The sequence below is a fragment of the Sphaerotilus sp. FB-3 genome (assembly GCF_023706025.1).
Lineage (GTDB): Bacteria > Pseudomonadota > Gammaproteobacteria > Burkholderiales > Burkholderiaceae_C > Sphaerotilus > Sphaerotilus sulfidivorans.
This window is the reverse complement of record NZ_BQWE01000040.1, coordinates 35710-42351: the sequence shown is the minus strand read 5'-3', so window position 1 is coordinate 42351 and position 6642 is coordinate 35710. Positions and strand designations below refer to the sequence as shown.

Here is a 6642-nt window from a genome sequence, read left to right as displayed (position 1 = left end):
CTGGCGTGGCCAGGCCGACCGGCAGCGCCGCGGCACCGGCCTTCAGCGCCAGAAGGCAGGCACTCGACCTCGACCGGCTCGGCGCTCGCCAGCGGCGGCCCGGCGAGCAGCGGCAGCACCTCGAGGTCCGGCGCACTGGTGCGGCATGTCCAGGCTGACCGGCAGCGCCGCGGCACCGACCGGCAGGCCCTCGACCTCGACCAGCCCGGCACCGACCCGGCCAGTAGCGGCAGCGCCTCGAGGTCGGGCGCACTGGGCAGCGCAGCCAGGCCGAACAGCCGCACCGCCCGGCCAGAAACCAGAAAGCCGGCACGGGGCCGGCTCAGGTGGAGGCAAGGGGCCGCAGCCCCGGGAGTCAGGACAGCAGCGCCGCCCGGACCGTGTAGCACCTCGCCACGCTACCGCCAGGGAAGCGCCGGTTGCGCGTCAGGCGGCCCGCCTCATGGACAAGGTGCCCGGCATCCCGCAGCGCCGCAGCCACGGCAACCGCGTTCCAGCCCTTGCAGATGACTGAAGAGAACGTATGCGGGCTTATGACGTACTCGCCCCGGGCTTCGTCCATGAAGTCGGCCGCGGCCATGCGCTGCCCGGGTGTCGCTGCTGCTGCGGCCTGCAGCGTCAGCAGATCAGGCAGCGCCGGCCCGTGCTGGGTCAGCCAGTCCCGGACGACGGCCACCAGATCGGCCGGGCTCGGTCCTTCGGGTGCGCCCTTCAGGGGCGGCCGATCCGGCACCAGGTGCAGCAGATCGGGCGCGATCTCTTCCAGTACGCAACGAACCGCCGCATCCCGGGCCGGCCCCCGCAGCCCTCGGGCCTTCACTGCCTCGCCTGCCACGTTGAACACGTCGCGCACCCGTCGGGCGTGATCGTCCATCTTGTATCCGCCCGTCTTGCGGATCGACGGCAGAACCTCGCCCGTGACCCAGCGCCGGAACTGCCGCGCCTCGGGCTTGCGGCTCTTCAGGATCGCCGCATACAAGCCGGATTCACTGATGATGGTCATCTCCTGATCTCCGCCAGGGGTACGCACAATCTGCGTACCCTTTTCGTCGTCATCAAGGCTGCGCGTCATGTCCGGTGCATTGCGGTATTCGAGCACCGCCGCCAGGTCAGCAGCCACGAACCACGGTTCACCCTTGATCCGAAGGGACCGCACAGGCAGCCCGTCGAAGTTGAACAGCATCGGCGCAGAGGATGAGGCGCGACGGGTCGGCCGCGGCGTGCCGGTGTCGGCGTGGCTGGGCTGGTCGGCAGATGACGCCGGGACGGCCGGAAGCAGTGCACCGGACACCTGCACCTCGAAGGCCGGCGCGATCCATGCCGCATAGCGAAGGACCACCAGGCGGGCGCCGTAGGTGCCGCCGTAGCGGCCGGGCTCGGTTTTAATTGCTGGAATTCCAGCAGTTAGATCCGACGCCTCCAGGGCATCAAGGAAGGCTTGCACCCCGGCGGACTGCATGAAGTTGCCCGGTTTATGCGACTCCGTGGCACTGCCGGCAGCCATCGCCGCCCGGTGCAGATCGTTCAGGCTGTAGCGCCCGTGGTCGTCCTGCGCGATGTCCACGCCCACGACAGACAGCGGGCGGGCGTTCATGGTCTTGGTTTCTTTCATGGTGGTTCCCTTCAGTGAATGGACGGCCGCGCATCCGTGCCCGGCCCTTCTCGCAGGCATGCCGCCCGCATCAACATGGTTCCGTCAGGCCCCGTCGCGGCCATGCAGGCGAGTGCGCCGCGCAGGTCAATCCGGAACACGATCGCCCCGCTTTCGGCCTCGACCGACTGCGACAAGGCGACCAGGCGCCCGGCCGGCCGCCGCCCGCCCGCACGGGCCACGCCGACCACGCGCAGCAGCGCCAGGAAGACGGGTGGCAGCTCGGCGGCCAGGTCATCGGGCACAGGCACCGACCTGCAGCGGTCGCCGTCGTGGCCGGCCTCGACCACCTGCAGCAGCAGCGCGCACCGATCGACCGGACCCGACAGGGTGAACCGCAGCGCCGCATCCCCCAGCGCCACGCGCTGCAGCAGTTCGGGCGCGCTGGTCGGTCGTTCTCGCCCCAGAAGTCGGCGGGCGGCATCCTCTGCCCAGATCAGCACCGCCTCAGCGGCATCCGCCGCGGGCGCCAGCTCGGCAGGTGGCGTGAATGTCTCGGTCATGCTTCCAGCCCTTCCACGTCAACAGAGAAGATGGCCGGCAGGATGTGGAATACCCGAGTAACCCCCATGCCCGGTATCCGATGTTTCCTGTGCAACCGGCCCTTTTCATGGTTCAGGCATCCCGCATCCTTCAGCACCTGCGCCACGAAGTCGGGCCGCAGCCCCTTGCAGACCTCGCCCCGGAACTGCTCGGGAAGAATCAGGTACTCGAGACACAGCGAATCGTCATCCATGCTGCGCGCGCCATCCGGCGCGCGGGCGTCGCAGTAGTCGTCAGCCGATGTGCGTTTGACGGGCTCGCCTTGAGCGTTCACCCATCGCTTGAAACCGACCCGAAGGGTCGTATTCGGCCGATGGTCATCCGCTGCGCGGTGCCACCAAGTGAACAGCGCATCCCCGTTCTTCTCCAGGAAGGCGCGGACCTGCAGCAGCGCCGCGACCTTCTCACCGCTGCCGGTGTGACCGCGATTCGATAGCCAAGCCTCGAAGCAGCGCCGCGCCCCGGCCATCGCTTCGCCCTCGGGCCAGCCGGTCAGGCCGGCGCGGGTCGCCATCTCGCCGGCAGCAGCGGCCAGGGCGAAGCGCCGGGCCACCCGCCACACCTGCGGGTGCGCGTACTGCGGGACGGCTGCGGCCTCGAACTGGCCGACCAGCTCGCCGGCTTCGCCTTCCAGGCTGTCCATCCGGTCGGCCAGGTGCTGCAGCCAGCGCCGGCCCGCGTGCCCGTGGTGCGATGCCGTGACCCGCTGCAGGGTGTCGGAGAAGTCGCGCCCGCTCGGCAGGTCGTGCAGGGCTTCCAGCATGCCGAGCCCAGCGCCAGCATCCGCGACGATCGACGGCATGCGCACTTCCTGCCCTTCCTGCACCTTGCGGCCGGCCTCGCGCATGTAGTCGGACAGGCTGCGTTCCCCGCTGCTCAGGAACAGCAGGCGCCAGGTGCGCACACGCCGGGCCATGCCGCCCCGCGTGGCGCGGCCCTTCTCCATCTCGTTGCCGAGCATGTAGACGCACTCCCCGACGATGCGCCCGTCAGCCTGCCCGATCTCGTCAAGGATCAATGGCAAGTCGCAGTGTTGCGCCGCGACCGACTCCAGGGCGTTATCGGTCTGTCGCCATTGGCGCTTGTACTTGTGCGACCCCCACACGCTCGCCGCGACAAGTAGGGCGGTCGTCTTGCCCAAGCTCGAATCACCTTGCAGGTGAAACCCGCCCGTAGGCACGCCCAGCACATGCGCCAGGGGGGCCGCGAAGGCGCAGGACAGCACGAAGGAAAGACGGCTGTTGCCCACGCAGCGCCGCGCCACGGCATCGCGCCAGGTGTCGAAGTCGCCCGACGTGGACAGGGTATCTTCCACGCTGCTTTCGGACTGGAAAACGAACTGCCGGCCCGCCCCGGTTGGCCCGATGCTGGCACTCGGCGTCACGAACACGCCGTCATGCCAGCCGGTGCGATCGGTGCTGGTGATGCGCTCCGACGGATTGCGGGTGTCGATGAACTCCGCCAGCAGCGACCGCGCGCCGCGGGTCACGCTGGTGCGTAAGCCCATGTCACGCAGCCGGGCGAACCATTCGGCGCCATCGCTCGCCAGCAGCGCCGACGGGATCGCCCAGGACTTCGGCCGGCCGTCGCGGTCGGTGAACTCGACCAGCGCACCCCAGCCGTTCCCATCGGCGGCCCGGCTCACCGCCGTCACATGCAAGGGTGCCGACAGCCAAACCGGGGCCTTCAGTCCGCCTTCTGCATCGCGTGGCGTGTGCCACACACCATCGTCATCAAGCCTGAAGCGCCGATCCTCGGGGCTGACTTCGCCGGCGGATTCGCCGCGCCCCCCTCCGCTGCGCGGGCGGGACTTGCCGCGAGGCTTGGCGGGCTTGGCTGACTTGTTGGCCTTGCCGTCGGCTTCATCCTCGGGCGGGGGCTCGGGTCGCTGATCGTCGCTGTTCGGGGCCGGGTCATCGCTCCAGGGGGGCGAGGCATCGGCCGGCGCATCGTCGGGGGTGTCGGCCAGCTCGGCGGCATCGGCCTGCAGCAGCTCGGCGACCGCCGCGCCGACCTGATCGACCACCGCAGCCAGGCCGGCCGACTGGTGCAGGTCGTTGAAGTCGGACCCGCCATCCGGCAGGCCCTCGGGGAAGACGACACGGGCCAGGGCGCCAGCCGCACGGGCGGCCCGTGCTGCAGCCGCTGCAGCCTTGCGCCCCGGGTTGCCCTTGCCGCGTGCCTCGGTCGGCTTGTCGTCATCGCCGCAGACCAGCAGCCGCGCCGCAGGGAACCGCTCACGCAGCGCCGCCGCGACGTGCCGCAGGTTGCCGCCATCGAAGGCCACGGCCACCGGGTGCCCGTGCGCTTGGTGCAGGCTGGCGCCGGTCGCGTAGCCCTCGCAGACCAGCACCAGGGACACGGCCAGGGGGTCGGCATCGGCCTGCAGTCCGACCAGGTGGAACAAGCCGGTCTTGCGGGATCGCACCTTGTCGCGCCCACCCTTGCGTGGGGGCGGCCCGTAGAGCTTGCAGCCGATCACCTCGCCCGTGTCCTTGTCCACCAGGTCGGCCGGCAGAAGGCGCTGAAGGCTCCACAGCTTGCCGGCAGCGTCCCGCATGGGCACCAGCGCCGTGCCGTCGCGCAGGTAGCGCAGGCCCAGCCCCTGCACGCCCTTGCGCTGCAGGTAGGGCACGCCCTCGGCTGCGGGTGTCTCGCTGGCCTTCTCCCACAGCTCGGCGCAGCGCCGGGCCGCTTCCTCGTGTTCGGCCAGCAGCGCCGCCGCTTCCTCGGCTTCCAGGCGCTCGCGCTCGGCACGCTGCGCCGCGATCTCGTCAGGGCTCGGCGCCGGCCGGCCGGCCCGCTGCGGCTGCCCGTCCCGCTCGGCACGCGGGAACCGGAAGCCGTGCTGCTTGGCGATGTGAAACAGGGTGGACACCTTGACCGGGCCGCCCTTGCAGGCGCTGCGCCAGGTCGCGGCGTCTTCCGCATCGCTCGGGTTCTGGCGCCGGCCTGCCCACGCCTTCCAGGCATCGCCGCCGCTCGTGCCCAGCCCATCGAAGACCGCGAAGGCGACCCTGACCCGTTCATCGTGTCCGATGTCGGGCGGGATGAAGGACAGGGCCTGTTCAACCAGGTCGGGCGTGATTTCGTGGTGATGGCGCAGGGTCACGGCCGCCCCCCGCACTCAGATCGGGCACCAGGGGCCAGCCGGCCGGGCACACCGGCGGCAGACCGGGAAAAGGTCTTCAGTTTCATCGGGGATTTTCTGGAGGGTTTCGCCGGTCCGGCGCGAGGGGGCTAAGAGATACCCCGACCGGCGCGAGAAAGGGAATCGGCCTTCAGTCGGCTGCCGCGCCGACCTGCCGGGATTTGCCGGAATCTGCCGAAGGCACAGAACCGCCGTTCGTTTTCCGGTTCATCCATGCGATGACTGCCCGCTGATCCCAGACCGCACAACGTCGGGAAAGCTTGATGGCTGCGGGGAAGGGGTCGACCGCATCGCTCATCCGGTCGTAAATCCAGGTCTTGCCCATCCCCACCCGTTCAATGACCTGCGGGAGTCGCAGCCACTGCGGGGCGGTTTCGGCTTCGTTGCTCTGGGTGTGCATGCTCATGGCGCTAGTGGTTGAATGAGTCGTCATGGTTCGTTTGTCGTGCTGATTTGGGTTTGGTGCAAGGGATTCTTGAAGAAAGGCCGATTGGCTTCAAGACAATCATCCGGGGTCAGGCGAGGGGGGATCTTTGGGGGCCAGCACCAGGCCACGCCTCGCGTAGTCGTCTCGCCATTCCTTGACGAAGTAGCGCAGCGCCCCGACAGGACTCCCGCCCGGATAACCCGCAGAGAAGACCGCAGCACAGAGGCGACCGAAGCGCCCCCCCTCTGCCGCGATCACGCCGTAAGGCATGAGAAGGTGAGCAAGACCGGCGATGAAGCCAGCCAAGCGCGGTGTGACTGGAGGGCGGGACGATGGCACACGCCCGCGTTTCTCTGCCTCTTGCGCTGCGGCCTCCGCCAGTGCGGCCAGCAGATCGGCCGCCACGGACATGCGCCGGCCGATCTGCTCATCATCATCCAAGCCGATCAGCCCGACCAATTCGGCATCAATGCCAAGAAACACCCCGGTATCAGAGTTCGCCAACAGGGCATGAAGGTGAAGGGCGGATATGCGAATCTGCCGCGCTTGTTCTTCCAGATCGCGAGGCGTCGGCAGCTTTTCGAGTTGCTCCGCCCGGAATGAAGCCAGCTCGCGAGCGAGTGCCAACAATTCGCCGTCGACCTCTTCCGGCAGGCCCTCCAGTTCTCGAGCCGTGCGCAGGGCTTCCACTCGGGTGGGACTGATCTCCGGTGCAGGCGAATCGGCGCCGACCCGCTCGGCAGTTCTCCGGACAGTAATCCGCCACGGGGGGCGGTCTTCACCTAGAATCTCGCTCATGGTCTTCATCGTCGTGGTGACGAGGGGCGGCACGGCACCGGTGCCGCCCCAATTTTTTTGATTCGGGGAAAT

Annotated in this window: 5 protein-coding genes; all 5 read right to left on the bottom strand. The window is 69.0% G+C overall.

The genetic code is table 11. From position 1 onward, the window contains the following. Window positions 1-355 precede the first annotated feature (355 nt). The 5 genes from NFT33_RS14975 to NFT33_RS14955 all read right to left on the bottom strand — a co-directional run bounded on the left by NFT33_RS14975 (window position 356) and on the right by NFT33_RS14955 (window position 6579). Window positions 356-1612: a BRO family protein gene (locus NFT33_RS14975; protein WP_251676537.1), complete on the bottom strand. Its 1257-nt coding sequence runs from the start codon at window positions 1610-1612 to the stop codon at window positions 356-358. Between the two features lie 11 nt (window positions 1613-1623). After that, a complete protein-coding gene (locus tag NFT33_RS14970) occupies window positions 1624-2154 on the bottom strand; it encodes a hypothetical protein (protein WP_251676535.1) in 531 nt (176 codons plus the stop codon). Next, on the bottom strand, window positions 2151-5306 hold the full coding sequence (locus tag NFT33_RS14965) for a DUF927 domain-containing protein (RefSeq protein WP_251676533.1): 3156 nt from the start codon (window positions 5304-5306) through the stop codon (window positions 2151-2153). The genes NFT33_RS14970 and NFT33_RS14965 overlap by 4 nt, the downstream gene beginning before the upstream one ends. A 169-nt stretch (window positions 5307-5475) precedes the next feature. Continuing rightward, entirely contained in the window at window positions 5476-5751 is a 276-nt protein-coding gene (locus NFT33_RS14960; RefSeq protein ID WP_251676531.1) for a helix-turn-helix transcriptional regulator, read from the bottom strand. A gap of 99 nt (window positions 5752-5850) precedes the next feature. Further along, window positions 5851-6579: a hypothetical protein gene (locus tag NFT33_RS14955; RefSeq protein ID WP_251676529.1), complete on the bottom strand. Its 729-nt coding sequence runs from the start codon at window positions 6577-6579 to the stop codon at window positions 5851-5853. Between the last annotated feature and the right edge of the window lie 63 nt (window positions 6580-6642).